Annotated in this window: 21 protein-coding genes; 13 read left to right on the forward strand and 8 right to left on the reverse strand. The window is 57.5% G+C overall.

Annotated elements, in window-relative coordinates; genetic code table 11:
* Nucleotides 1-3: 3 nt before the first annotated feature.
* Nucleotides 4-2175, reverse strand: coding sequence for an FUSC family protein (locus ABDK74_RS02845; protein WP_346002626.1), 2172 nt, complete (start codon nt 2173-2175; stop codon nt 4-6).
* A 14-nt stretch (nt 2176-2189) separates the two neighbouring features.
* Complete coding sequence (locus ABDK74_RS02850; RefSeq protein ID WP_346002627.1) at nt 2190-2672, reverse strand: MarR family transcriptional regulator; 483 nt, start codon at nt 2670-2672, stop codon at nt 2190-2192.
* Nucleotides 2673-2905: 233 nt separating this feature from the next.
* On the opposite strand from ABDK74_RS02850, the gene ABDK74_RS02855 reads away from it, so the two are divergent.
* The 4 genes from ABDK74_RS02855 to ABDK74_RS02870 all read left to right on the forward strand — a co-directional run bounded on the left by ABDK74_RS02855 (nt 2906) and on the right by ABDK74_RS02870 (nt 6662).
* Complete coding sequence (locus tag ABDK74_RS02855) at nt 2906-3100, forward strand: DUF1656 domain-containing protein (protein WP_062499659.1); 195 nt, start codon at nt 2906-2908, stop codon at nt 3098-3100.
* A gap of 12 nt (nt 3101-3112) precedes the next feature.
* Nucleotides 3113-4024, forward strand: coding sequence for an HlyD family secretion protein (locus tag ABDK74_RS02860; RefSeq protein ID WP_194256261.1), 912 nt, complete (start codon nt 3113-3115; stop codon nt 4022-4024).
* A gap of 1 nt (nt 4025) precedes the next feature.
* Nucleotides 4026-5531 (forward strand): efflux transporter outer membrane subunit, encoded by a 1506-nt coding sequence (locus tag ABDK74_RS02865; protein WP_346002628.1) that lies wholly within the window; start codon nt 4026-4028, stop codon nt 5529-5531.
* Nucleotides 5532-5729: 198 nt separating this feature from the next.
* Nucleotides 5730-6662, forward strand: a complete 933-nt coding sequence (locus ABDK74_RS02870) for a retropepsin-like aspartic protease (protein ID WP_346002629.1) — start codon at nt 5730-5732, stop codon at nt 6660-6662.
* Nucleotides 6663-6665: 3 nt separating this feature from the next.
* On the opposite strand, the gene ABDK74_RS02875 is transcribed toward ABDK74_RS02870, so the two are convergent.
* Both ABDK74_RS02875 and ABDK74_RS02880 read right to left on the reverse strand, forming a co-directional pair.
* Nucleotides 6666-8192, reverse strand: coding sequence for an aldehyde dehydrogenase family protein (locus tag ABDK74_RS02875; RefSeq protein WP_346002630.1), 1527 nt, complete (start codon nt 8190-8192; stop codon nt 6666-6668).
* Nucleotides 8193-8327: 135 nt separating this feature from the next.
* Nucleotides 8328-8642 (reverse strand): antibiotic biosynthesis monooxygenase, encoded by a 315-nt coding sequence (locus tag ABDK74_RS02880; RefSeq protein WP_346002631.1) that lies wholly within the window; start codon nt 8640-8642, stop codon nt 8328-8330.
* A 240-nt stretch (nt 8643-8882) separates the two neighbouring features.
* Here ABDK74_RS02880 and ABDK74_RS02885 point away from each other — a divergent pair, with 240 nt between their 5' ends.
* Nucleotides 8883-10040 (forward strand): iron-containing alcohol dehydrogenase, encoded by a 1158-nt coding sequence (locus ABDK74_RS02885; protein WP_346002632.1) that lies wholly within the window; start codon nt 8883-8885, stop codon nt 10038-10040.
* A 30-nt stretch (nt 10041-10070) separates the two neighbouring features.
* Here the strand turns inward: ABDK74_RS02885 and ABDK74_RS02890 are convergent, their stop codons facing one another.
* The gene (locus ABDK74_RS02890) at nt 10071-10661 is read right to left on the reverse strand and encodes an NAD(P)H-dependent oxidoreductase (RefSeq protein WP_346002633.1); all 591 of its coding nucleotides are present in this window, start codon (nt 10659-10661) and stop codon (nt 10071-10073) included.
* A 123-nt stretch (nt 10662-10784) separates the two neighbouring features.
* On the opposite strand from ABDK74_RS02890, the gene ABDK74_RS02895 reads away from it, so the two are divergent.
* On the forward strand, nt 10785-11708 hold the full coding sequence (locus tag ABDK74_RS02895; RefSeq protein ID WP_346002634.1) for a LysR family transcriptional regulator: 924 nt from the start codon (nt 10785-10787) through the stop codon (nt 11706-11708).
* Between the two features lie 14 nt (nt 11709-11722).
* Here ABDK74_RS02895 and ABDK74_RS02900 read toward each other — a convergent pair whose 3' ends face one another.
* Nucleotides 11723-12691, reverse strand: coding sequence for a LysR family transcriptional regulator (locus tag ABDK74_RS02900; RefSeq protein ID WP_346002635.1), 969 nt, complete (start codon nt 12689-12691; stop codon nt 11723-11725).
* A 169-nt stretch (nt 12692-12860) separates the two neighbouring features.
* Between ABDK74_RS02900 and ABDK74_RS02905 the strand changes: the two genes are divergently transcribed.
* Genes ABDK74_RS02905 through ABDK74_RS02915 form a run of 3 tightly spaced genes read left to right on the forward strand, consistent with a single transcriptional unit; the run spans nt 12861 to nt 17124 of the window.
* A complete protein-coding gene (locus ABDK74_RS02905) occupies nt 12861-14525 on the forward strand; it encodes an MFS transporter (protein WP_346002636.1) in 1665 nt (554 codons plus the stop codon).
* A 14-nt stretch (nt 14526-14539) separates the two neighbouring features.
* The gene (locus tag ABDK74_RS02910; protein ID WP_346002637.1) at nt 14540-15616 is read left to right on the forward strand and encodes an HlyD family secretion protein; all 1077 of its coding nucleotides are present in this window, start codon (nt 14540-14542) and stop codon (nt 15614-15616) included.
* Entirely contained in the window at nt 15613-17124 is a 1512-nt protein-coding gene (locus ABDK74_RS02915; protein ID WP_346002638.1) for an efflux transporter outer membrane subunit, read from the forward strand. The genes ABDK74_RS02910 and ABDK74_RS02915 overlap by 4 nt, the downstream gene beginning before the upstream one ends.
* 24 nt (nt 17125-17148) lie before the next feature.
* Here the strand turns inward: ABDK74_RS02915 and ABDK74_RS02920 are convergent, their stop codons facing one another.
* Nucleotides 17149-18051, reverse strand: coding sequence for a S1/P1 nuclease (locus ABDK74_RS02920; protein WP_346002639.1), 903 nt, complete (start codon nt 18049-18051; stop codon nt 17149-17151).
* Between the two features lie 538 nt (nt 18052-18589).
* Here ABDK74_RS02920 and ABDK74_RS02925 point away from each other — a divergent pair.
* The 4 genes from ABDK74_RS02925 to ABDK74_RS02940 all read left to right on the forward strand — a co-directional run bounded on the left by ABDK74_RS02925 (nt 18590) and on the right by ABDK74_RS02940 (nt 24249).
* Nucleotides 18590-20236 (forward strand): lactate permease LctP family transporter, encoded by a 1647-nt coding sequence (locus ABDK74_RS02925; protein ID WP_346002640.1) that lies wholly within the window; start codon nt 18590-18592, stop codon nt 20234-20236.
* Between the two features lie 428 nt (nt 20237-20664).
* The gene (locus ABDK74_RS02930) at nt 20665-21282 is read left to right on the forward strand and encodes a sorbitol dehydrogenase family protein (protein ID WP_346002641.1); all 618 of its coding nucleotides are present in this window, start codon (nt 20665-20667) and stop codon (nt 21280-21282) included.
* 20 nt (nt 21283-21302) lie between these two features.
* Nucleotides 21303-22940, forward strand: coding sequence for a GMC family oxidoreductase (locus tag ABDK74_RS02935; RefSeq protein WP_346002642.1), 1638 nt, complete (start codon nt 21303-21305; stop codon nt 22938-22940).
* Entirely contained in the window at nt 22933-24249 is a 1317-nt protein-coding gene (locus ABDK74_RS02940; protein ID WP_346002643.1) for a cytochrome c, read from the forward strand. Before ABDK74_RS02935 ends, ABDK74_RS02940 begins: the two co-directional genes overlap by 8 nt.
* 83 nt (nt 24250-24332) lie before the next feature.
* Here ABDK74_RS02940 and ABDK74_RS02945 read toward each other — a convergent pair whose 3' ends face one another.
* Nucleotides 24333-24596, reverse strand: a complete 264-nt coding sequence (locus tag ABDK74_RS02945; RefSeq protein WP_228121156.1) for a hypothetical protein — start codon at nt 24594-24596, stop codon at nt 24333-24335.
* Nucleotides 24597-24629: the final 33 nt, after the last annotated feature.

Raw genomic sequence — 24629 nt, forward strand, 5'->3', positions numbered from 1 at the left:
TCGTCACCCTGCCGGGTTAGCCGTTACCAGCTTCACAGTCCCGCGTTCGTCAAACCAGCAATTTAGCGGACCATCCGCATGGAAAAATCCCGGAATGCTGTCGATGATATGCGCGATCTGTTCCAGACAGGCCACAAGACGGACGCGAAACATATCCTCCATGCCAGCTCCAGTCTCGGAGCCGATTAGTCGGGCCGCCTCTCTCAGAGATGCCGCCGTACCGGACGGATTCCGACGCAGCATTCTGAAAGACACAAGAGCCGTGTTCAGGACTTCCGTCTGAGCAGTCGTCAACCCCGCCTTCTCCGCAGCCCGCCTCAAGCGGATCAGCAGGCGCCCGAGGGATAAAGCGGCAAATGCCCCATCGACATAGCCCTGCCGGTCGATCGGAGTAGAGACCAGAGACAGCCGCATCAACAGACTGGAGACCTTCTGGATCTGCGCGCCTTCCCACGCCATCCATGAGGGGACTTTCGCATTCGGCTGACTTGAAAGGCTTTGCAAACTGCGCCCCAGAGACAGCACAAGCCGGGACGCATACAGTCTCTGATCAGCAGGCATGATCACCCGAAATACCAGAACAAGCAGCACGCAGCCCATCAGAATGGCCAGCCACGTATTGATGAGCGTGATGTCATCCACAACCATGGTGTTCGTCACCATCAACTGCATGGCCAGAAAGACCGTATAGCCAAAAGCGCCGATCCCGTAGCGCGGATGAAACTGGAGCCACACGCCCGGCAACATGCAGGCACAGATCGACAGCCAGAGCATCGGATACCCATCCACGCGAGGCAGTGCCATGATATGACACAGCCAGCAGGCCGGGACCGAAAGCGCCGTCCCGATCGCCATCGGCACACTGGCCCGGGCAGCCGATGGTACGGTGGACAGCAGGCTCGATGCTGCCACCACATACATGATCATCATCGGACCGGTCGGGAAATACGTGATGTACCAGATCATGCAGGCCAGAAAGGCGATGAGCATTCCGCGCAATCCATTATAGATCGCGGACATCCATTCCACATGCAGCCCGACCCGCACCCGGACATGCGCGCCACGCGGGCTCGACAGATCAAGCACGATTTCCCGAAGCTGAAACAGGATATCGCGGGTATTGTCGACCGATGCCTGTGCTTCTGGCGATATCACAGAACGCTCCAGACTCTCCAAGCGCTCCAGAGCGTCTTCCAGACATGCGAGCACGCTCTGCGGTTGCTCGATCCACCCTGCGCTTTCCGTCAAAGCAAGGATCCGGGTCAGTGTGTCGCGGATTTCACGATGCACGTCTGCCGAAAGCGGGTTCGCGATCCCAAGGTTACGCCAATATGGATGATAGGACGCGACAAGCCCCGTCATGCGACTGACTGCCAGCCTGTAGCCCCTCACCCCTGCATGAATATCCGGATTATCGGTCGCCGCGTATTCAATGGCGGGCCCCAGCCGCGCAAGCTGCCCCAGAAGGCGCTGCCTGCCATCGTAAAGGGTCTGCGGTAATGTCCGGAACGCCCCTTCCGGAATGGCTGGTTCTGCATTCTGAACTTCCTGCGTTTCAGCAGGACGAACCAGTCCTTCATGAAACACCAGCGCATGACGAAGGGTCTCACGAAACACGCTCGACAGCGCGTCCATCGTCCCCTGACGCCGCCGGGGCGACGTCACCATGAAGACAGCCGCCGTCACCACGATCCCGAGCGCCACATCCGACACCCGCATCATCGCCGACAGGAAAATATTTTCGGGATGGGCGAAAGCCGGCACGGCCACAATGATAATCGTATATCCGGCCAGAACTGCCGCATAAGCCCTGAAATACCGCAGGCACGTCGCCGTCATGCAGGCTAGTCCAACAAAGACCGAAAGCGCCATGAAGTACAGGACGGCAGACTGCACGTACATCGCCATGACAGCGGTGCTCAGTGCTGCCCCGATCACCGTTCCGGTCATGCGCCACACACTTTTGGACACCAGCGCGCCCACGGTCGGGTTGGCCACAATCAGAACGGTCGTGACCGTACTCATTGGCGATTCAAGCTGGATCATGAACGCCAGAAAGAGCGCAATCCCGATGGACAGGAAAACACGCGCCGTGAAAGCTGCCGTCGCAAGAAAATTCCGCCAGCGGAGGCTGCTGCGGTCAAAAGAAAACATCTGACGGAAAAGGTTTTTCATATGGGATCGCAGTTTCAGCAGGACGATACATCGGACAGGGAAAATCTGCTCTCCATCATGCCAAGCTGATCCCGCAGCATCTCCGCCGCATCATCGGGCAGCCCTTTGGTCAGCCGGGCCTCAAGTTCGGCCGCAATCTGCTGGAACCTGCCACACCGTGCCATCCCTGCTTTCGTCAGCGTCAGCAGGTTGGAGCGCCGGTCATGGGGATCAGGCTCCCGCGAAATCAGCCCCTCTTGTCCCAACTGATCCAGAACCCGAACAAGTGCCGAACTGTCCACGCCCATAACGGAGGCCAGATCGCTCTGTTTCAGCCCGTTTCCCATCACCATCAGATAGGCCATGGGCCGCATGGTCGCGAGTGTCATGCCTTCTGGCCGCAGAAGACGGTCAAGCTGCGCGCGCCAGAGGCTCGACAGACGCATGACGTGAAAGGTCAGCTCCATGTCATGAAAACTGCTCTCCCGAAGAAGGGACGCACCATACTGGACAGCCATTTCCAATGACACCTCAACTGTTGACATATCAATAGATTATATGACAACATAAAAATTGAAAACAGATCCTGTTGACATTTTCGTCAGGAGGTTCAGTTTTTGATCCATATCATCCGCTGACTGTCCTTCGCATAATGAAGGAGTCGTTGTGTCTGATTGAGGAGCGTTGTGGGCGAGTTGTCTTACAGTGTGGCGTTTGGCAGTCTGGTGGTTGACGCTGGAGCTGGTTTCTGATGCTGGCTGAAGTTAACCTGTTTGGCGTTTTCGTTGCTCCGCTTTCCATTTATGCCGTAGCGGCGGTCTTTGTGACGTTACTGCTTCGAAGCATTCTGTGGCGCACGGGCGCCCTGGGGTGGTTTTGGCACGTCGCTCTCTTTGAAATAGCGCTCTATGTCTGTGTTCTCTGTCTGCTCATCCTTTACGTATAGGAGGGGTCAGCGATGAACTGGACCCGCAGTGTAATCCGTGTCCTGCTGACCCTTGTGGTGCTGGCGCTCGCCATCGGCCTGGGGCGGACGATGTGGGACATCTATGTCCTCGCCCCCTGGACCCGTGACGGCCGCGTGCGCGTCTATGTCGTGGACGCGGCTCCCGAAGTCTCGGGCACGGTTGTCGCCGTACCGGTGGTGGATAACCAGTTCGTCCATAAGGGCGATCCGCTCTTCGTGCTCGATCCGGTGCGCTTTCGCCTTGATATCGATGCAGCCCGCGCCCGTCTGGCCGGTGCCGAGGAAGACCTGAAGCTCCGCAGTTCCGACGCCAAACGTCGTATGGGACTGGGCGGCATCGTCTCGGCAGAAGAGCAGGAAGACTTCAACTCCAATGTCGAGACCCAGCGCGCCAAGGTCAACGCAGCCAAGGCCGAGTTGAACACCGCCCTGCTGAACCTCCAGCGCTCCACGGTCTATTCGCCGGTGGACGGCTACATCACCAACCTGAATCTGCGCGTGGGCGACTACGCGCATGCTGGGCAGCCCGGTATGGCCGTGATCGACGCACACAGCTTCTGGATCAACGGTTATTTCGAAGAAACCAAGATGCACGGCGTGCATGTGGGGGACGAGGCCCGCATCAAGCTGATGGGCTACAAACAGATCCTCATGGCGCATGTCGTGAGCATCGGCCGCGGCATCAACGATCAGAACGGCGTGTCCGACAAGCTGGGCCTGCCGGACGTCAATCCGATCTTCACCTGGGTGCGTCTGGCACAGCGTATTCCGGTGCGTCTGGAACTCGATAACGTGCCGCCGAACATCACGCTGGCGGCCGGCATGACGGCCACGGTGACGATCGGACGTGAAACGCCGGGCGCGCGCGGCCGTCTGACCACCTGGCTGCAGAACCACCTCTGACATGTCCCGCAAACTCCTGATCCTTGCCCTGAGTACCTGTCTGTCGCTGACGGCGTGTACGGTGGGGCCGAACTTCACGCCGGACCGGATCAAGGTGCCCGACGCCTTCGTCGAGCAGCCCCATCCCGCCACGGCCGATGCGCTGGCGCAGTCGGCGGCGGACATGAAGGACTGGTGGTCGCAATTCCATGACCCCATGCTCAACGAGCTGGTGGACCAGGCGATCAAGGGCAATTACGACCTGCAGATCGCCTCGCAGCACATTATTGCCGAGCGCGCTGTCCGCCGTCAGGCGCAGTCGGCCTGGTATCCACAGCTCGATGTGGCCGCAGGTGGCGGCGATGACCGTTACTCGATCAATATCGACAACTGGCCGTTGCGACCGGGCAATCCGGCCAATCACCCCGAAGCCTCGGTCCTGACCTATGGTGCGCGGGCGAGCTGGGAAGTCGATCTGTTCGGGCACATTGCCCGGCAGGTGGAAGAGCGCAAGCGGATCGTCGAGGAATCGATCGAGAACCGTCGCGGCGTTCTTCTGGCCCTGCTGGCCGAGATGGCGACGGATTATGTGACGCTGCGCTCGGTTCAGGAGCGTCTGGGCGTCACCGAACGCGCCATCGACGTGGCCGTGCGCTCGCGCGAACTGACCGAAAAGCTCTACACCCACGGTCTTGGCAACACGCTGGCCGTGGCGCAGGCGCAGACGGAAGAACATCTCGAACGCGCCCGTCTGGCGCCGCTACACGAGCAGGAAGAGCGGCTGATGCATGCCATCGCCGTCCTTGTCGGCGACATGCCGGGCCAGCTTGAGGAAGAGCTGGAAAAGCGCCGCCCGATCCCGGATCTGCCGCGCTTCCCCGACAGTCTGCCGTCGATCGTGCTGGCCAACCGCCCCGATATCCGCGTGGCCGAGGCCGAATACGCCGCCGACACCGCGCGCGTAGGCATTGCGGTCTCGAACCTCTATCCGAAATTCATGATCCCGCTCACGTTCAATCCGAACGCGTCCGCCGCCTATCAGGCGTTCCAGGCAGGTGGCATGGCTTGGAGCTTCATGATGATGGCAACGCTGCCGGTCATCCATGGCGGCCGCTACACCGCCGCGATCGCGCAGGCCCGGGCCGAGGCCGAGGGCAGCCGTCTGAACTACCGCAAGACGGTGCTCAAGGCGTTTGCGGATGTCGAGGACGCGATGGGCGACTGGCGGCATAATGCCGAACTGGTCGAGCAGCTGAATCAGGCCTCCGTCGATGCCGGCCTCGCCCGTGATCGCGCCCAGAAGCTCTTCGGGGCCGGTCTGACCGGTTATCTGAACGTGCTGACGACCGAACAGACCGCCCTGTCCGCACAGGACCAGGCCGTCGTCGGACGCCTCGCCCGCGTCCGCAACGCCGTCGCCCTCTACATCGCCCTCGGCGCCGGATGGCAGGGAAAAGCCCTCACCGACACAAGACTCCCCGTCGAAGTCAAACAGCAAAACGCCTTCGTCAGAGCCTTCACTCGTTAACCCTGAATGGACCGATCGCATAAAACCATTTGGGTTTTATAACACAACACGACAATATCTGTTCAGGACTCCCTGACCACTCAGCAAGGATCAGTGATGGGCAGACTGACCTTGTGGCGCAATATTCCCGTATTAGCGGCAATTACTCTCGTGCTTTGCTCACCTGCGCACGCTCGAAACATCCATGACTGTGTCACGATGAGCGAAGTCCTCCCCTTCCTCAACCCGGCTGGCGCTCCCGTTATTCATGTCCAGATCAATGGCCATGATGTCGGATCTTTTTTCTCAACATTCACAACCCGAACCAGCGTCTGGGATGCAAAAGGGTTTGATTTCTACCGCCTTGACCCTATCAGAACCATGTCCGTCACAGGAACGGGCGGAAACTATTCCACCACGATCAAAAGCCTCCAGGTCGGTCAATCCGTGCTCAAGGACATGACAGCCCTGCTGGTCAATGAGCGCCCACCCAAAACGCCGGATGGCCTGCTTCTGATGATGGATCTCGGATGGGACATCCTTGGGCAATATCATCTACTCATCGACAGATATTCGCAGAAAATCGGTATTTTCACTTACGATACTGCTGCGGATTGCCCGGATATCGGAACCCTCCTGAAAGACACAGGACCTGTCATTCCCCTGACATCCCTTGATGATGAGTCTCCGCAACTCAATCAGGTGACGGCTCTGCTGGATGGTCACAAGGTGGACATGCAGATCAATACCAGCGCCAACCGCTCCATTATCCAGCAATGGGTAGCGCGGAAGATGGGGATTTCACGCCACCTCCTCAAACAGGACGACGAAATCCGTGTTGGCGCGGGGGAAGTCCTGCTCGGACACAGACATCACTTCAACACGCTGCAACTTGGTTCACACACACTGCACGACATCACGCTGGATGTCGTCCCGGATGCGGAGTTCAATATTCTTGGGATGGACGTGCTCAAGCACTTCAACATCCTGATCAATCCCATGGCCGGTAAACTCTGGCTTGAGGACTATGTGCCCCCGCCCGGCCATGTGGAGGAAAAGGCTCTTCCCTGGTCCCCCACCCATGACCGGCTCAGCATCACCCATGCCAGCGAGGAAAAGCAAACACCCCCAGCCTCCGCCGGAAAGCCCTGAGGGTCAGCCCCCGTCCACATCAAACGTCACACCCTGTGCCAGAGGCAGGGTGCGCCCATAATTGATGGCATTGGTCTGGCGACGCATATAGGCCTTCCATGAATCCGAACCGGACTCACGGCCACCGCCTGTCTCTTTTTCACCGCCAAACGCCCCGCCGATTTCCGCACCGGACGGCCCCATATTCACGTTTGCAATGCCACAATCCGATCCCCGCACAGACAGAAACTGCTCCACTTCCCGGATATCAGTCGCAAAAATCGAAGATGACAGCCCCTGCACCACGTCATTCTGAAGAGCTACGGCCTCATCGAGCGTGTCATATTTCATGACGTACAGGATCGGCGCGAACGTCTCTTCCAGCACAGGCCCCACCTGAGACGGCATTTCAACCAGTGCCGGGCGCGCATAAAATGACGCCTCCCCGTTCACATCGACGCGGGTTCCGCCATGAACCGTACCGCCCGCATCCACCGCAGCCTTGAGACTACCCTGCATCATTGCGAAGGACGCCGCGTCAATCAGCGGCCCGACAAGCGCCGCTCCTTCGATCGGATTACCAACCGAAATGCTTTTGTAGACATTCACCAGCTTGGGCACGAGCGTGTCATAGACGCTGGAATGGACGAACAGACGCCGCAATGTCGTACAGCGCTGACCAGCCGTTCCCATCGCGCCAAACGCGACGGCCCGAAGCGTTAGATCCAGATCGGCCGAAGGTGTGACGATGGACGCATTGTTACCGCCGAGTTCCAGAATGGAGCGCCCGAAACGGCGCGCCACGCGCTCGCCAACGTCACGTCCCATACGGGTCGAGCCGGTTGCGGAAATGACCGGCACGCGGCGGTCTTCCACCATCAATTCGCCAATATCGCGTCCGCCGACCAGCAATGTGCTGAGCGCGGTTGGTGCGTCATTCCCGAAACGTGCTACCGCCTTCAGGAACAAAGCCTGCGTGGCGAGCGCGGTCAGCGGCGTCTTTTCCGAAGGCTTCCAGATCACGCTGTCTCCGCAGACCAGCGCTAGAGCCGCATTCCACGACCAGACGGCGACCGGAAAGTTGAACGCCGAGATGATGCCGACCGGCCCAACGGGATGCCACTGTTCCGTCAGGCGATGGTCCGGTCGTTCGGAGGGGATTGTCAGACCGTAAAGCTGGCGAGAGAGACCGACCGCGAAATCGCAGATATCGATCATTTCCTGCACTTCGCCCAGACCTTCGGACGGTACCTTGCCGACTTCCAGTGTCACCAGCCGCCCGAGCGCATCCTTGTTCGCCCGCAATTCCTCACCCAGCAGGCGGACCAGTTCGCCACGACGCGGCGCCGGAACTCTGCGCCAAACCTTGAACGCCTCTACCGCACAGCCGATAGTCGCTTGCGCCTCTTCCGCGCTGATTTCCGCAACTTCAGCAATCCGCTCGCCCGTTAGCGGCGATGTAATAGCGAGAGTGCCTCCCGAGTAGAGATCTGCCGACACGCCAAGGCTATCGAGAAGCGTTGTGACTTCGGAGCGGAGAGAGGCAGCCATTGTTCTTCCTGTCTGGGTTTCGTAGAGGTCACAGAACATGGATCGTCCTGCATTTATCTATTCACAAACCGTTACGACCTGCGCGTCAAGGTGACCCAGAAAACAACACCTGCAAGCTTAAGCAGAAGGCACCTGTCAGGCGTCAATATTCTGCAGGACCTGAAACCCTTCAAAAACAGGTGGGCCAATCGTCAAAACCGCCCCTTGTCCCGCTCCGACATGTGCGACACGAAACTCTTCGGAGCGGGTCCAGCCGATAAATGCCTCGTAAGAGGTCCAAACGGTATGGGACGCGTACAGAACATATTCCTCAAGAACCGGCCCCCGCAGAAACTGGAAGCTGACAAACCCGGGGACGGTTCTGAGCAGGACATCCCGGCTCAGCCATTTCTGACGAAAGGCCTCTTCGCTGTCAGGCCGAACCTTGAAACGATTCATGGCAATGTACATCGCAATACCCTCATTTCGCGCTTCGCAGGATATGCCCATGCGCCCGGAAACAACGAACTGTCCGCAATGCGGTTTCCTTTCTGACAGAATGCACAATCCAAGACACTACGTCTGATGGTGATATTTTCCCGTCTGTGTCGAAACAGCGAAAAGCGTTAGGATCACGTCAGGTACATTCAGGCCGTAACGATCGCATTGATGACGGCGCAATCAGAAACACCCACTCTGAAGGCAGAAACCATGCAGAATTTTGAATTCTACAATCCCACGCGCATTATCTTCGGTGAGAACACGATCCCGAAGCTGGCGGAACAGATCCCGACCGATGCCCGCGTCCTGATCCTGTTTGGCGGCGCAAGCGCAGAACGCAACGGCACACTTCCAGCCGTCCGCGAGGCGCTGGATGGCCGCTTTACACGAGAATTCGGCGGCATCGAAGCCAATCCGACCTTCGAGACGCTGATGAAGGCGGTCGAACTGATCCGGAACGAGAAACTGGACTTCCTGCTGGCCGTAGGCGGCGGCTCCGTCATTGACGGCACCAAGTTCGTAGCTGCGGCCGTGGATTTTGAAGGCGATCCGTGGAGCATCCTCACGACGCATGGTGCAAACGTCAAAGCTGCGATGCCACTGGGAACGGTTCTGACGCTACCGGCGACCGGTTCGGAAATGAACAGCTTCAGCGTTATCACCCGGCATGCCACCCGCGAGAAACTGGCTTTCGGCAGTCCACACGTCTTCCCGCGCTTTTCGGTTCTGGACCCAACCCGCACTTATTCCCTGCCCGTCCGGCAAATTGCGAATGGCGTCGTGGATTCCTTCGTCCACATCATGGAACAGTATCTGACCTATCCGGCGGACGGTCTGGCTCAGGACCGCTTTGCCGAGGGGCTTCTGCTCAGCCTGATCGAAATCGGGCCACAAGTCGTTGCAGAGCCCGAAAATTACACGCTTCGCGCCAACTTTATGTGGATCGCAACACTGGCGCTCAACGGCATCATCGGCGTCGGTATGCCGCAGGACTGGTCCACGCACAGCATCGGCCACGAACTGACGGCGCGTTACGATATCGACCATGCCCGGACGCTGGCCATCGTCCTGCCGTCCATGCTGCGTGTCCGGAAGGACGCCAAACGCGGCAAGCTCCTGCAATATGCGGCTCGCGTCTGGAACCTGCATGAAGGCACGGAAGACGAGCGGATCGAATCTGCCATTGTACGGACAGAGAAATTCTTCGAAAGTCTCAACATTCCGACCCGCCTCTCCGCTTACGAGATCGGCGAAGACGGCATCGCCCCACTGGTCGCACAACTCGATGCCCACGGCATGACCGCACTGGGCGAACAGGCTGAAATCACGTTGGATGTCAGCCGACGGGTGCTTGAACTGAGCCTGTAAGGCAAGGGGCGGCTCAGGCCGCCCCTCCTCTCAAAACGCCGTCCCAATCACGTCTTTCAGATGCTGGTGATAGGCCGCGAGCGTCGCATCTACATTTGGCGCCTTCATCACGTCTGTCGCCAGAAACGTCGGCAGCGCGGACATTCCCAGAAATTCATGGGCCTTGTGAAACGGGAAATAAACCCCATCCACGCCACGCCCCTCGAAGAACTGATCCGGGTCCGTAAACGCGTCTTCCGGCGCGTTCCAAGTGGCTGACAGCATGTAATGCTTGCCCTGTACCAGACCGCCAGAGCCATATTTACGCTCGGGATGTGCACGGCTGCGGCCATCATTCGCATACAGTTTCCCATGACCAGCCGTCATGATTTCGTCCATGTATTTCTTGACGATCCAAGGCACGCCCATCCACCAGCCGGGGCACTGATAGATAATCAGATCAGCCCACAGGAAGTTCCCGACTTCCTGCTCCACATCGTATCCGTCATCGATCTTTGTCTGGCGGATATCGTGCCCGCTTTTGGACAGGATGTCGGCGGCAAAGGCCTGAAGTGTATCGTTCAGACGACCGTGAGAATGAGCAAAAACCTTGCCGCCATTCAAAAGAAGAATTCTTGTCATGATTGCATATCCATTATTGCCCCAGATCGGAGCTATTGGGCCATCATGAACTCCTGATACCCACTTGATAAGCGCCACGATCTCCACAAAATCTGTGAAGCAGTTTCACAGATGAGGCAGAAAATGGACAACCGTCTGGGCGAGATGAAAATCTTTCTCCGCGTCGTGGAGAGCGGCAGTTTTTCCGAAGCGGCGCGCCTCTCCATGATGACGCCCTCCACAGTCAGCAAACTGATCGGACGCGTCGAAAGTCGCCTTGGCGTTCAGCTTGTGGAGCGCTCGACCCGAAAACTGTCCATCACGTCTGAAGGACTGGCTTATTACGAACGGGCGCAGGCCTTGATTGCGGAACTGGACGATCTGGAGGGCTCCCTCTCCAGAAAAGCCGTCCAGTTGACGGGAATCATCCGGATCAATGCTTCCGTGGCGTTCGGAGCGCTGATGCTGGAGCCGCTGCTGCCGGAGTTCTGGACGACATATCCGGATATCGTCGTGGATCTGTCACTGTCTGACGAGATGGCAGACCTGTATCTGGACCGAACGGATGTTGCGTTTCGAGTGGGAAAGCTTCAGGATTCCAGCCTGATGGCCCGACATCTGGGAACCGTACCGCGGCTGATCGTCGGTGCGCCTGAGTATCTGGAACGCTTCGGACAGCCTGAGAGCGTGGACGATCTGGAGCGTCATCGATGTCTGGGTTTCAATTTCCAGCGCGCGGCTCCGGTCTGGCCATTGCAGGAACGCGGGCGGGTCGTGGATCGGATTATTCGAGGGCCGCTGCTCGCCAATAATGGTGAGACTGTCCGACGCGCGGCGATCCGGGGCGCTGGACTGGCACGGCTGGCGGAATATCATGTGCGCGACGATCTGAACACAGGGAGACTGGTGGAGGTTCTGGCAGATCGTGGTACGCGGGACGAAGAAGCCATCCACGCGCTTTATCAGAGCGGAAAACAGATCCCGCAACGCATCCGGGCTTTTCTGGACTTCGTGGTTCCACGTCTTCAGGTAAAACTCAAACCGACGATATCTTGTAAAAATCTGTGAAGAAAATTCTCTGATCAGGATTCAGGCGGACGCAATGGCTCATTTCTGAAACGGACGAGCTCGCGACGGATGACCTGAAACACCGTGTCGCGCAACCAACGATGAACGCCATCTGTGTCCACTCGGGGATGCCAGGCCTGAAAGGACGTAACGGGAGGAAGGTCGAACGGAAAATCGAACGCTTCGAGCTGGATTTGCAACAAGGGAAGACGGTCAATCACGATATCAGGCAACGGAAGGATCATGTCCGTCTCTCGCATGGTTTCAATCATGGAATGGTAAGTCGGGACAACCATGGCAATGGGTCGGGTTAGGCCGTAACGCTCCCGCAAAACAGTGTCGATCGGGCCATGGAGCCGCCCTTTTCGGGAGACGCTGATATGATCATATTCGACAAGCGTCTGCGGCGTGATCCCGCGTGCGAAAATGGGGTGTCCTTGGCGCACCATGGCGCGGAATGACGTCAGAAACAGGGTCTGGCGCATAATTTCGGGCCGCAGATCATCCGTAGCGCCGACATAAAGGTCGATCCTGCTGTTGCGTAGGGCGTCACTGGCCGGTTCTTCCGTTTCAGGAGCGAACACAACGCTGCAATTTGGGCACTCTCGCTTGAGGGCCATCAGGATGACATGCCCGAACGCACTGACGACAAGGTCATTGGCGCGGATCGTAAAGCGGGGCGAGAGATGGCGCAGATTAAGCGTTTCACTGTCATTCACCAGGGCATCGGCCTCACGCACGATGTTCTGGACCCGGTCACGAATGCGGCTGGCGAAGGCTGTGGCCATCATTCGGCGCCCGGACAGAACCAGAATAGGATCTCCGAACACGGTGCGCAGCGTTGCAAGATGGCGGCTCATGGCCGCGTCGCTCACCTTCAGCCGACGGGCTGCTTGCGAGACGCTTTCTTCTTCCACAAGAACCTGAAGATAGCGCAGCAGGTCGAGATCGTAGCGTCTGTGACTGTCAGTTCGTTTAGCCATCGCTCTCTCCGTTTCCTGCGGCTTTCTGGTATATTCCGTGCCTTTGCGCCGAAATGGAAGGGTTTTTTATAACCCTTGCGGAAAGTGAAAACGTCACCTGCTGCAAACGTGGGTTTTCGGACCACTCCGCTCTGGATAGTGGCTTTGGGGCAACGAAAGAGACCCCATAATGCAACCAGCAGCCTCGCCTTCGACGGGTGCGCCGCCCGCGCAGCCGTCTTACATTCCGCCTTTCGGCATGCGGACGATCGTCGGCTGTCTCGGGATGCTGCTGGCCGTGCATGTTGCCGGATTCAACGAACACATTACCGAAATCGGCCTCGCCGATATCCGCGGCGCAATGCATATCGGGCACGATGAGGGCACGTGGTTCACCTCGATCTACGAGGCCTTCAACATTGCGGCCATGGCGTTCACGCCCTGGTTCTACATGACGTTCTCGATCTATCGCTTCTCGATCTTCATGACCGCCGTATTAGCGCTTCTGTCGATCCCCCTGCCCTTCATGCCGGACATGATTTCGCTGTGCTTCCTTCGCGCAGCGCAGGGGCTGAGTGCGGGCTGTCTGCCACCCGTCCTGATGACGGTCATGCTCAAATACCTGCCTCCCCCCATCAAGGTGTTCGGCATTGGCGGCTATGCCATGAGCGCAACATTCGGCCCTAATCTGGGAGGTCCATTGGAAGCCATGTGGTTCGAGCATGTCGGCTGGCGCTGGCTTTACTGGGAAGTCATTCCCTTCAGCATCATCGCCATTGCCATGATGGCCTACGGACTGCCGCGCGATCCGGTGCATCTCGAACGGTTCCGGAATTTCAACTGGCGTGGCTTCTTTATTGGAGTTCCGTCCATCCTGTGTGTGGTGACGGTGCTGTACCAAGGAGACCGGCTGGACTGGTTTCGCTCGCCGATCATCTCCCATCTGACATTCTGGGGTGGTGCGTTGTTCGTGGGATTCCTGTTCCATGAATGGCACCATCACAGCCCGTTTTTCCGGCTTCAGTACTGGAAAAACCGCAACATCACGATGTCTCTGCTGACACTCGTAGGCGTGCTCATCATCTGCGGGCTGATGATGGAAGTCCCGATGACATATCTGGAAGCCGTGCGGGGATACCGACCGATCCAGGCAGCTCCGGTTGCGCTGACAGTCGCCCTGCCCCAGCTCATCATGCTGCCGCTGACGGCTGCGCTCTGCAACTCCGCGCGGGTGGATTGCCGCTATGTTCTGGCATTCGGCATGTCCTGTCTAACGCTTGCGGCCTTCCTCGGAACCTGGCTGACGCCGGATTGGGTGCGGGATAATTTCTATCTCCTACAGGCGCTTCAGATCCTTGGTCAGCCGATGGTCGTGATCCCGGTTCTGATGCTGGCGACCATGTCTCTCGGCCCCGCGGACGGGCCGTTCATCTCGGGCATGGTCAATATGCTCAAGGGAATGGCCAACGCGTTTGCAGCGGCCATTTTCGAAATCCTGCTCCGCCGTCGGGAACAGTATCACTCCACAATGCTGCTGGACCGGTCGGGCAATAACGCCACGGCTCTGTCCGGTATGGGCGATCCGATCCACGGAGTGATCAGCAACAGTTCGCCTGACGGCGACCATGTGGCGCGCAATACGCTTCAAATCTTCCACACCTATCTGCACGAGCAGTCGATCACGCTGGCACTGGTGGACATCTACTTCGTCGTGATGTGCCTCTGCATCGCCTATGTCGCGCTGACCGCCGTGCTGCCGAAACGGGTTTATCCGCCCGGCAAGGGGCCTGCTCCGGCCATGCCTGCTGCCGCCCGCGAACCCGATCCCTCCTCCCTTCCCGCCACCGCGCACTGACGGACCTGCCTCATATGATTTACGGAAAACCCCTTCTTCTGGCCGGATGTGCGGTCGTCCTGCTGACCGGCTTCGCCTGGACGGCGGATCGTTTCTTCGTGGGCGACGGTATCCGTCAAGAGACCAACGATGCCTATGTCACGGCCGATTTCACGACCGTAGCGCCGAAAGTCTCGGGCCGCATCGACCGCGTGCTGGCCGAAGACAACGAATATGTCCATGCCGGGGAAGAACTTGCCCATATCGAGGACGACGATTACCGCGCGGCTTTGGATGCCGCGCGTGGCGATACGGCTGCGGCTGAGGGCGATGTGAACAATCTTCAGGCCCTGCTGGACCGTCAGGGTTCTATCGTCGACGCGGCGAAATATACCGTGCAGTCCGACGAAGCGGCGCTTGCTTTTGCGCGGCAGAATGCGGCCCGGTATCGCAATCTGTCAGCAGGGGGTGCCAGCACGATCGAACAGCAGCAGGGTGCGGAAGCCCGACAGCTTGAAGCGGTTGCGGCCCTTGCCCGCGACAAGGCCGGAACCAGTACCGCTGAACAGCAGATCGGGGTGCTGAAGGCTCAACTTGAAAAGGCTCAGGGTACGCTTCTGAAGGCAAAAAGTGCCGAGCATCAGGCCGAACTGAACCTCTCTTACTGCACTATTCCCGCGCCGGTGGACGGCGTGGTGGGCGAACGCGGCGTGCGTGTCGGTGCCTATGTCCATCCGGGCACGGGGCTTCTGGCGGTCGTGCCGGTCCGCAAGGCCTATGTGCTGGCGAATTTTCAGGAAACACAGTTGACGAAAGTCCAGACCGGACAGAGTGCGACGGTCTGGGTTGATACGTTTCCCGGTCATCCGCTCAAGGCCCATGTGGACAGTCTGGCCCCGGCCACAGGTGTCGCATTCGCAGCCATCCAGCCCGACAACGCGACCGGAAACTTCACGAAAGTGGTCCAGCGCGTCCCCGTCAAGCTGACTTTTAATCCCGACCAGCCTCTGGCGGAAAAGGTTCGTGTCGGCATGTCGGTCGAAGCGCGTATCGACACCTCTTCCACGCCCGAGGGCACCCATTCCCATGATGCACGGTATCTCTGGAAATGAGATATCCCCTGTCCCACACCTCACGTTGCCTTCTTCTGGCACTCACCGCGCTGTCTGCCTGTACGGTTGGGCCAGACTATCACCGCCCCGACACGCAGGCGCCCGCGCACTGGCATCAGAGCCTCTCTCCCGAAGCCAGTCATCCGCAGGAGACATCCATTGTCGATGCACAATGGTGGCGGATCTATCGCGACCCCACGCTGACGGCGCTGGAAGAAGACGTAGCACGCAACAATCTCGATCTGCGTGAAGCCGCCCTGCATTTCACGGAAAGTCAGGCGGAGCGGCGGATCGCCAGTGCGGCCCAGATGCCACATATGGAGGGTGCTGCCTCCTATGCCCGTGAACGCGCCAGCACGAACGGTATTCTCGGCCTTCTGGGAACCATGCAACAGGCCGGGCCCGGCGAGATTGCCAGCGGTCAGCAGGGCTTTGGACCGGCTGCAATGGATGGCGCGAAAGGCAATCCGGCATTCAACCTCCCGCAATACGGGCTGAGTGCGTCATGGGAGGTCGATTTTTGGGGACATGTAAGGCGACAGGTCGAGGCGGCTACCGCAGCCATGCAGGAAACGGAAGAACTGCGCCGCGATGTGCTGGTCTCCCTCATGGCGGAAACTGCGCAGGATTATCTGAACCTGCGAAATATCCAGACGCAGATCGGTATCACGCAGCAGAGCATCGCTATTGCAGAACACAGTGTGAAACTGACGGAGCTGCGTTTTACTCAGGGTACGGCTACGAAGCTCGACGTCGCCTATTCCCACGGTCAGATGCATGGTTTTGAGGCGCGGCTTCCTGTTCTGAAAAATCAGGAAGTGCATCTCCTGAACGCATTAAGTTTCCTGACGGCACAGCAACCGGGCGCGCTGAAAGACACGCTCGGGTCTGTTCAAGACATCCCGTCCGTCCCTGCTGAGATTCCGGTCGGTCTGCCCTCCGAACTGGCTGAACGCCGACCCGATGTGCGAGCGGCAGAAGACCACCTCCATGCCGCGACGGCGAGTATCGGCGTGGCAGTCGCGGATTTTTTCCCGCGCGTAACACTATCTGGCAGTCTGGATATTCAGGCGTTGCAATTCAGCGGGCTGGGCTCATGGGCATCGCGTCAATACGGGTTCGGTCCGACCATGACGCTTCCCTTGTTCGAAGGCGGTCGCCTGACCGGACAGCTTCATCTGCGCCGCGCCCAGCAGAAGGAAGCGGCGATTGCGTTGCAGTGTACGCTTCTGAAAGCATGGGAAGAGGTCGATGACTCAATGGCGGATCTGAGCGCCGCGCAGGAGCAGCGCAACAGGCTCGCAGAGACGGTCGCGGAAGACGAAACCGCCGTTCATATCGCGCAGCTCCAGTACGGTCAGGGAGCCGGAGACTTCCTCAACGTCCTGACGACGCAGAATGCCCTTCTGGCCAGCCGAAGCGCTCTGGCTGATTCGAGCGCGAACGTCTCGATCTCCGTCGCCCATCTATACCGGTCTCTGGGAGGAGGCTGGATGCAGAAACCCTGACATCCAGCGAATGCAGCGTCGTCCTCAGCCGTTATTCAGAGCGGAATTGAGAACGGCTGCCAGACGCACACCAGCCTGTTCGAGACGCAGTTGCATGATCGGCCATGTCAGCTCGGTGTAGGCCTTGCCTACATCGGCACCCTTGTTTGCCGGAAGCGCACCATAAGCCACGCTGCGGGCCAGTGAATGGCTTTCATCGGCCCAGTTGACGGTCGCGTCGTGAACGTCGCCGCCTTCCAGATCCTGCACCCAGTATTGCGCTTCATCAGGCGTAATCAGGGCACCGAGACGATCCGCCTCCTGCTTCGCACGGGCGGGATCGATGCTGTAGAACGGCCCGACATGCAGGTTCGCTTCATGGTCGATCACTCCTTCATCCCACAGGGAATGCAGGTTCATGTGACCATTGGCGTTATTACCGAAATACGTCAGGTGAATTGCGTTGCCGCCCATATCCTTGTTGCGCTCGGCGGCATGCAGGGGTTGATGGATATCGCCCATCAGATGAACGACCCATTTCAGAGCGGTCAGACGGTCCTGAGGCGATGCATGCGTATCGGCGAGGATTTTGATTTCTTCAGGAAGCTTTTCCACAACACAGGCATGGTCCGGACAGTCGCGGGCCTGATCATAAGCCGGATGAGACACGTCGATATCAACGTAATGCCATTTCAGCGTCTCGGGCGCGCCTCCCTTCTTCTTGGGAACATGGCCGATCGTATCGGGCCATGAGGCGACCTGATCAAGGGTCTGGTGGTTTTCAAGCTTCAGCAGGGCTGTCGCCGCTTTGCTGGCCTGAGGCGTCAGGCGCTCCTGAGCGATATCCGCCACGATAGCGTGACCATAAGGCCCCCAGGCAAATGCACTGGAAGAAAAGGCAAGCATGCCTGCCCCGATCAGGGACGCACAGAGAACACGAAACTGCATGGAAAACCTGACTGCCCATTGCTGGAAATAATGTTCCCTCTGTTTCTCACCCTTTCGGGAGCACCACAAGGCATTCCAGCGCGACGTCATACCTCGCGTTCGACCTGCGATCACAGGAAAGAAATTCTACAATAAAAATCTTTGAAATTTCCTGATTTCATTTAAGTTTTTAATTTTATAAACTAACTTCTCTCCCATGAGAAATTATAACGCTCAATATTCCACATTAGACCATAATTTTTATTTCATATCATCCAATTTTACTTCATAATTTACAATGATCGAGATGAAATAATTCATAAATTCTTCAATCTCAAACTACAAACTTTACCGATAAACATCATGGTTTATTCGAATTTATCAAAGGATGTATTCTCATTTATCCAACTATTAAAAACAGTATGTCATAAAATTTACCATAACTTTCGAAATACCCTCATTGCTATTATTATTCCCAAAAAATACGATCCATTTGTGAATGCAAGAGAAATACAAATTTTTCTTAAGATCACTTAATTTCTATTTTGGAGGCTCCAGAATGTCATCCTGGGCACAGGTTTACGATCCAATAGGCAACATCTGGATTTCTGGAGCAGTCGCCCTTATTCCAATCCTGTTTTTCTTTTTCGCCCTTCTTTACCTGCATATGAAGGGCCATATTGCCTGTACCATTACTGTGGGAATTACTTTTGCACTGGCTGTCCTGTTTTATGGCATGCCTTTCCTCACGGCTGTAGCAGCCTGTCTGTATGGCTTTGCTTACGGATTATGGCCGATTTCCTGGATCATTATCGGGGCGGTCTTTCTGTACAAGATTTCCGTCCGGACGGGTCAGTTCGACATTATCCGCCATTCCATTTCCACGGTTTCAAAAGACCAGCGCATTCAGCTTCTGCTGGTCGCCTTTGCTTTTGGGGCCTTCCTGGAAGGAGCTGCCGGTTTTGGCGCGCCTGTAGCTATTACGACAGCACTGCTCGTCGGGCTTGGTTTTCCGCCGATCTACGCCGCCGGGCTGTGTCTGATCGCCAATGCGGCACCTGGCGCATTTGGGGCCATGGGCATTCCCGTAATCGTCGGCGCGCAGGTCATCGGGGCCGAGCCTTATGCCGTGGGCCGACTGGTCGTGATGCAGTTGCTAGCGATCGGCATCATCATTCCATTCTGGCTGGTCGCGGTTGTGGACGGGGTGCGGGGCATCCGTGAAACGTGGCCCGTTATTCTTGTTGCAGGAGTAACCTTCACCGTCACACAGTCTCTGACAGCCCTGCTGATCGGGCCGGAACTTCCTGATATTATTGCGCCACTGGTGACGATGGTTGCCATCCCGGTCTTTCTGCGCTTCTGGAAGCCGAACCGGGTTTTCCGTTTCGAAACCGGAGATGTCCCTGCCGATGCCGTGATTGACAACACGTCTTACACCTCATCGCAGATTATGCGGGCCTGGTCTCCGTTCATCATCCTGACGGCCTTCGTTGCAATCTGGAGTATCAAGCCCTTCAAGGCGCTGTTTGCCGCTGGTGGCCCGCTAAACTGGACGGTACTCGTCATCCAGTTTCCAGGACTGCACAATCTGGTCCTGAAAACGGCCCCGATTGTCCCCAGCCCGACCCCGTATGCCGCAATTTTCAAGCTAGATTTCATTTCTTCGGTCGGAACAGCCATTCTGCTGGCCGGCATTGTGACCGTCCTGTTCCTCAGGATGCGCCCTACAGACGCCTTGGCGACATTCCGCGACACCCTGCGTGAACTGCGCATTCCAATCTATGCCATCGGCATGGTGTTGGCTTTTGCGTTTCTCGCAAACTACTCCGGCCTTTCCACCACGCTGGCTCTGGTCCTCGCTATGACCAAGGGTGCCTTCACGTTCTTTGCACCGCTTCTCGGTTGGCTCGGAGTGTTTCTTACGGGGTCCGACACGTCTTCCAATGCGCTGTTCGGCGGTCTTCAGGCGGCAACCGGACGGCAGATCGGAGTCAGTGGAGAGCTTCTGGTAGCCGCAAATACGGTAGGCGGCGCTGTGGGAAAAATGATTTCCCCACAATCCATCGCTGTAGCCTCGGCAGCCGTCGGGCTGGTGGGACGCGAAGGCGAACTGCTTCATTTCACACTGAAATGCAGCATCATTCTGGCCGTTCTGGTTGGACTGGTCACGACGGCGCTTGTTTTTATGGGGGTGGGCGCCTGATCCTTTATTGATCTGAAAGCTATGATGATCGGGCGCAGGAATATTTCTGCGCCCGTTTTCTTGTTCAGGGCCTGATGAGATTGCGAAATTCTGCTTCTAAAAATTAATTAAGAAGCATTCGCAACAACACTAAACACTGCTGCGGAAGCATCTTGGCGAATCCCCTCTTCTGCACGAAGAATCACCACAATAGAGCTCGGTAAAAATCTTCAACATTCTTCGGAAACCACAATAAGACAACAAGCGTTTTCGATTTCTATCCTTTCGCAATATCGTTCGAAAACTTTGTTTTTCAGGAGATTATTTACCGATAATAAGCTCTCCGTGGTTGCATGATCACACGACGTCTGTAGGTTGCGGACCTTTGTAAGGTGACACTGATCACGGTCATGTCATCCGTCTCGAGTGTATGCGAAGAGTGATTTTACATGACGAAAGATCGTCACTGCCCTCTTGTTGACCTCCATACGTCCTCCCCCAATGCCATGCGTCTGAACCGGCTGACGCGAATGTCGCGTCGCGATACGCTGATGACGGGCATGGCGGGCGTAGGCGTTCTGGCGGTTGGAAATGTCGCGGCCGCAGACCCTGCGACTGGCGCCGATCCAGAACTTGAACGCTTCATGAAGGTGTCAACGCGTCTGACCGATCGCGCCTCTCTCGATCCCCGGATCGGAAAGGCTCTGTACGAGCGCATTCTTCAGTCTGGGCCAGAGCGCAAAGCGCAGCTTTCTAAGCTGGCGACGCTGCTGGAAAGCGGAAATTACGAAAACGCCTCCGCGTTCGCCAAGGCCGCCGAACAGGCTGATCCGGCGTTCAAGGATGTCAGTCATGATATCATGACTGGCTGGTATCGCGGTGTCGCGGACGGCAAGGTTGTGGTCTATCGCTCCGCCCTCATGTTCGACGTCACCAAGGACGCGATCTATCCCAAGACCTATGCCGCAGGCGGCCCGTTCTACTGGACGACTCAACCGCCTGATGTCGACAAGCCGACTGGCGCCCCTGCGCTGTCGCCGTCCAAGTTCGACGTGGAACCTACCTGAGAGCGGGAAAAGCATCTCCTATGTCTTCTGATCAGAATCTCTCCGCCGATGTCGTGATCGTCGGCTCCGGCGTCGCTGGCAGTTCCATTGCGAACGAACTGGCGCGTGCGGGCATTTCCGTCATCGTGCTGGAAGCCGGACCACGTGTGGACCGGCAGCATTTCGTGGATAATTTCCGCAATCTGGAAAACAAGCCGTCCTATCAAGGCCCCTTCCCCTCCACGCCCTGGGCTGTGCATCCGCCCAACCAGATGACGCCGAACGACTATCTGCATACGAGTGGCCCGAATGCTGAAGCCTATCAGCAGGTCTATCTGCGGATGATGGGTGGCACGACCTGGCACTGGGCCGGATGTGCATGGCGTTATCTGCCGTCGGATTTCGAACTCAAAAGCCGCTATGGTCAGGGCCGCGACTGGGCACTGAAATACGACGATCTCGAGCCGTTCTATTATCAGGCCGAAGTCATGATGGGTGTGTGCGGGCCGGACCCGAAGGTCGAGGATCTGGGCTCCCCCCGCCAGCAGCCCTATCCGATGGAAGCGCTGCCAATTTCCTATGCAGCGCAGCAGTTCCGCAAGCTCATCAACGAAAAAACACCCTACCGTGTCGTACATGAGCCACAGGCCCGCAACACGCGGCCTTATGACGGCCGTCCGACCTGCGAGGGGCACAACAACTGCATGCCGATCTGCCCGATCGGGGCGATGTATAATGGCGGCTATTCCGTTTATCACGCCGAGGCTGCCGGGGCGAAGTTCGTACCTAATGCTGTAGTGTACAAAATCGAACGTGACAGCGCGAACAAGAAGGTGACGGCCGTTCACTATTACGATCCGGACAAGGGATCGCACCGCGTGACGGGCAAGTATTTCGTTATCGCGGCGCATTGCATCGAGACGGCCAAGCTGCTTCTGGTTTCGGCCGACGAACAAAGCCCCGATGGTATTGCCAACAGTTCGGGCCATGTCGGCCGGAACATGATGGATCATACGGGCGTACAGGTGACGTTCATCAGCGGCGATAAGGCTCTGTGGCCGGGACGTGGGCCACTTGAAACCAACGTGATCGACAATTTCCGCGATGGCGACTGGCGTGGCGATCGCGGCGCATATCTCGTGCACATGGTTGACGACAATCAGGTCGATTTCGCAACGCAGCTTGCAATTTCAAAGGGTTATGTCGGCAAGGATCTGGAAGATCAGATCCGTTATCTGGCCTCCCATACCGTCCGCCTGTTCAGCCATAACGAAGCCCTGCCCGATCCGGACAACCGCCTGACGCTGAGCACGACACACAAGGATGCGCTCGGCATTCCGCACCCGGATGTCTATTACAAGCTGCCGGAATACACCGTCCGCAGTTGCGAGCATACGCGCGGACTGTTCAAGAACCTCATCGGCCTGATGCATGGCACGGACGAGCAGTGGACGCCGGGCTATTTCCCGCAGGATCATCCCTCCGGCAGCACCATCATGGGTGTGGACCCCAAGGATTCCGTCGTGGACGGGCACTGCCGGACGCATGACCACGAAAACCTGTTCATCGCAAGCTCGTCCGTGTTCTCCACGGTCGGGACCGGAAACATCACCCTTACCGTCGCAGCCCTTGCGCTTCGTGTTGCCGATACGCTGAAAAAAGAACTGCTCCATGCCTGATTTCAAAACCGTTTTCTGGTCTTTTCTTGTTGGTGGAACGGTTCTGGGCGGACTGTCTTCTTTCGCTGCGCGGGCGGCGGATGTGGATCAGGACGTCATGAACCGTGGCGCCTATCTCGCCACGGCTGCGGACTGCATCGCCTGTCACACCAAGCCGGGCGGCACGCCGTTCGCGGGTGGTCTGAAGATCGCCACACCCATGGGCGACATCATTTCCACGAACATCACGCCCGATACCGATCATGGCATCGGGAAATACTCCGAGCATGACTTCGAACAGGCCCTGCGTCGTGGCAAACGTCGTGATGGCGAGAACCTGTATCCCGTAATGCCGTATGTCTCTTACGCGGCCATGACGGATCAGGACGTTCATGCGCTCTATGTATGGTTCATGAACGGGGTCAAACCTGTCGCGCAGACGCCCCCCGCAACCCAGCTCAGTTTCCCAAGCAATATTCGCCTAACGCTCTCAGGCTGGAACATGCTGGCAGGAACCGAGACGCAGGAAACGGGCGATTCTGCGACTTACGACAAAATGCGGCGCGGTCGATATCTGGCCACAGCGCTCGAACATTGTGGAACATGCCACACACCACGCAATGTCATGCTGATGGAGAAATCCGACCAGTATCTGGCGGGTAGCCCGCTATCTGGCTGGTACGCGCCGAACATTACACCAAGCAAAACGGGCGGAATTGGAGACTGGAGCGAAGACGATCTCGTCCAGTATCTGCGTACCGGTCGGGTTAAAGGCAGGAGTCAGGCGGCTGGACCGATGGGCGAAGCTGTCGAACACAGCACGAGCCATCTGACAGACGAAGATCTGCACGCTCTCGCGGCGTTTGTCCTTCAGGTCAAACCGATCGACGATGCGGCTGACCATCAGCCGCGTGACGGTTTTGGCAAAGCGAACGATATCCCCGATCTACGCTCGGGCGAGCTGACCCGCATCGACAACCTGTCCCAGAAAGCCCCGGAGAACCTGTTCGATGCCAACTGTGCCGCCTGTCATGGGCAGAACGGCGCGGGAACCGTCGATCAGTATGCGCCGTCGCTCTATAAAAACTCCGTGGTCGGTGCAGGACGCCCGGATAATCTGATTATGACGATCCTGACGGGTGTGAACCGCAAAACGGCGGACGGTCACGCGAGCATGCCAGCTTTCGGCAGCACCTCGGATGTACAGCGTCTGGACGATGCGGAAGTCGCCAGTCTCGTGAACTATGTCAGCAAGACCTTCGGCAGCGGCACCTACACCGTAACCGCAGATCAGGTCGCCAAGGTTCGTAAAGACCACACACCGCACTGACCCTGCGTCAGTCACACATGTTCATCAAAAAAGGGGGGAGCCGGATCTGATTCGGCTCCCCCCTTTTTTATGAAAACCCAGATTCACCCTTCGCTGGAACGACGCTTCATCAACAGCAGGACGAAATACGGCACGAAAAAATAAAGGCCAATCATCACCATGAGCGGACCAAGTAGCCAAGCCATGTTTTCGTGAAACAGCGACTGGCTGAAGAGGTTGCCGAGCCCCATCATACAACTGACGCAGAAAAAGCCACCCAAATTTGCGAGAAATCCGCGGTCCCCATTAATTTGACGCAGCTGGTTGAAAACGGAACTGGATTGCTGCGGGACGGTCATTGCGGACATGCTTCCTGTTTCCCAGCAGAAAATAGAAAAAGA

The sequence above is a fragment of the Gluconobacter sp. OJB genome (assembly GCF_039638275.1).
Classification (GTDB): domain Bacteria; phylum Pseudomonadota; class Alphaproteobacteria; order Acetobacterales; family Acetobacteraceae; genus Gluconobacter; species Gluconobacter cerevisiae.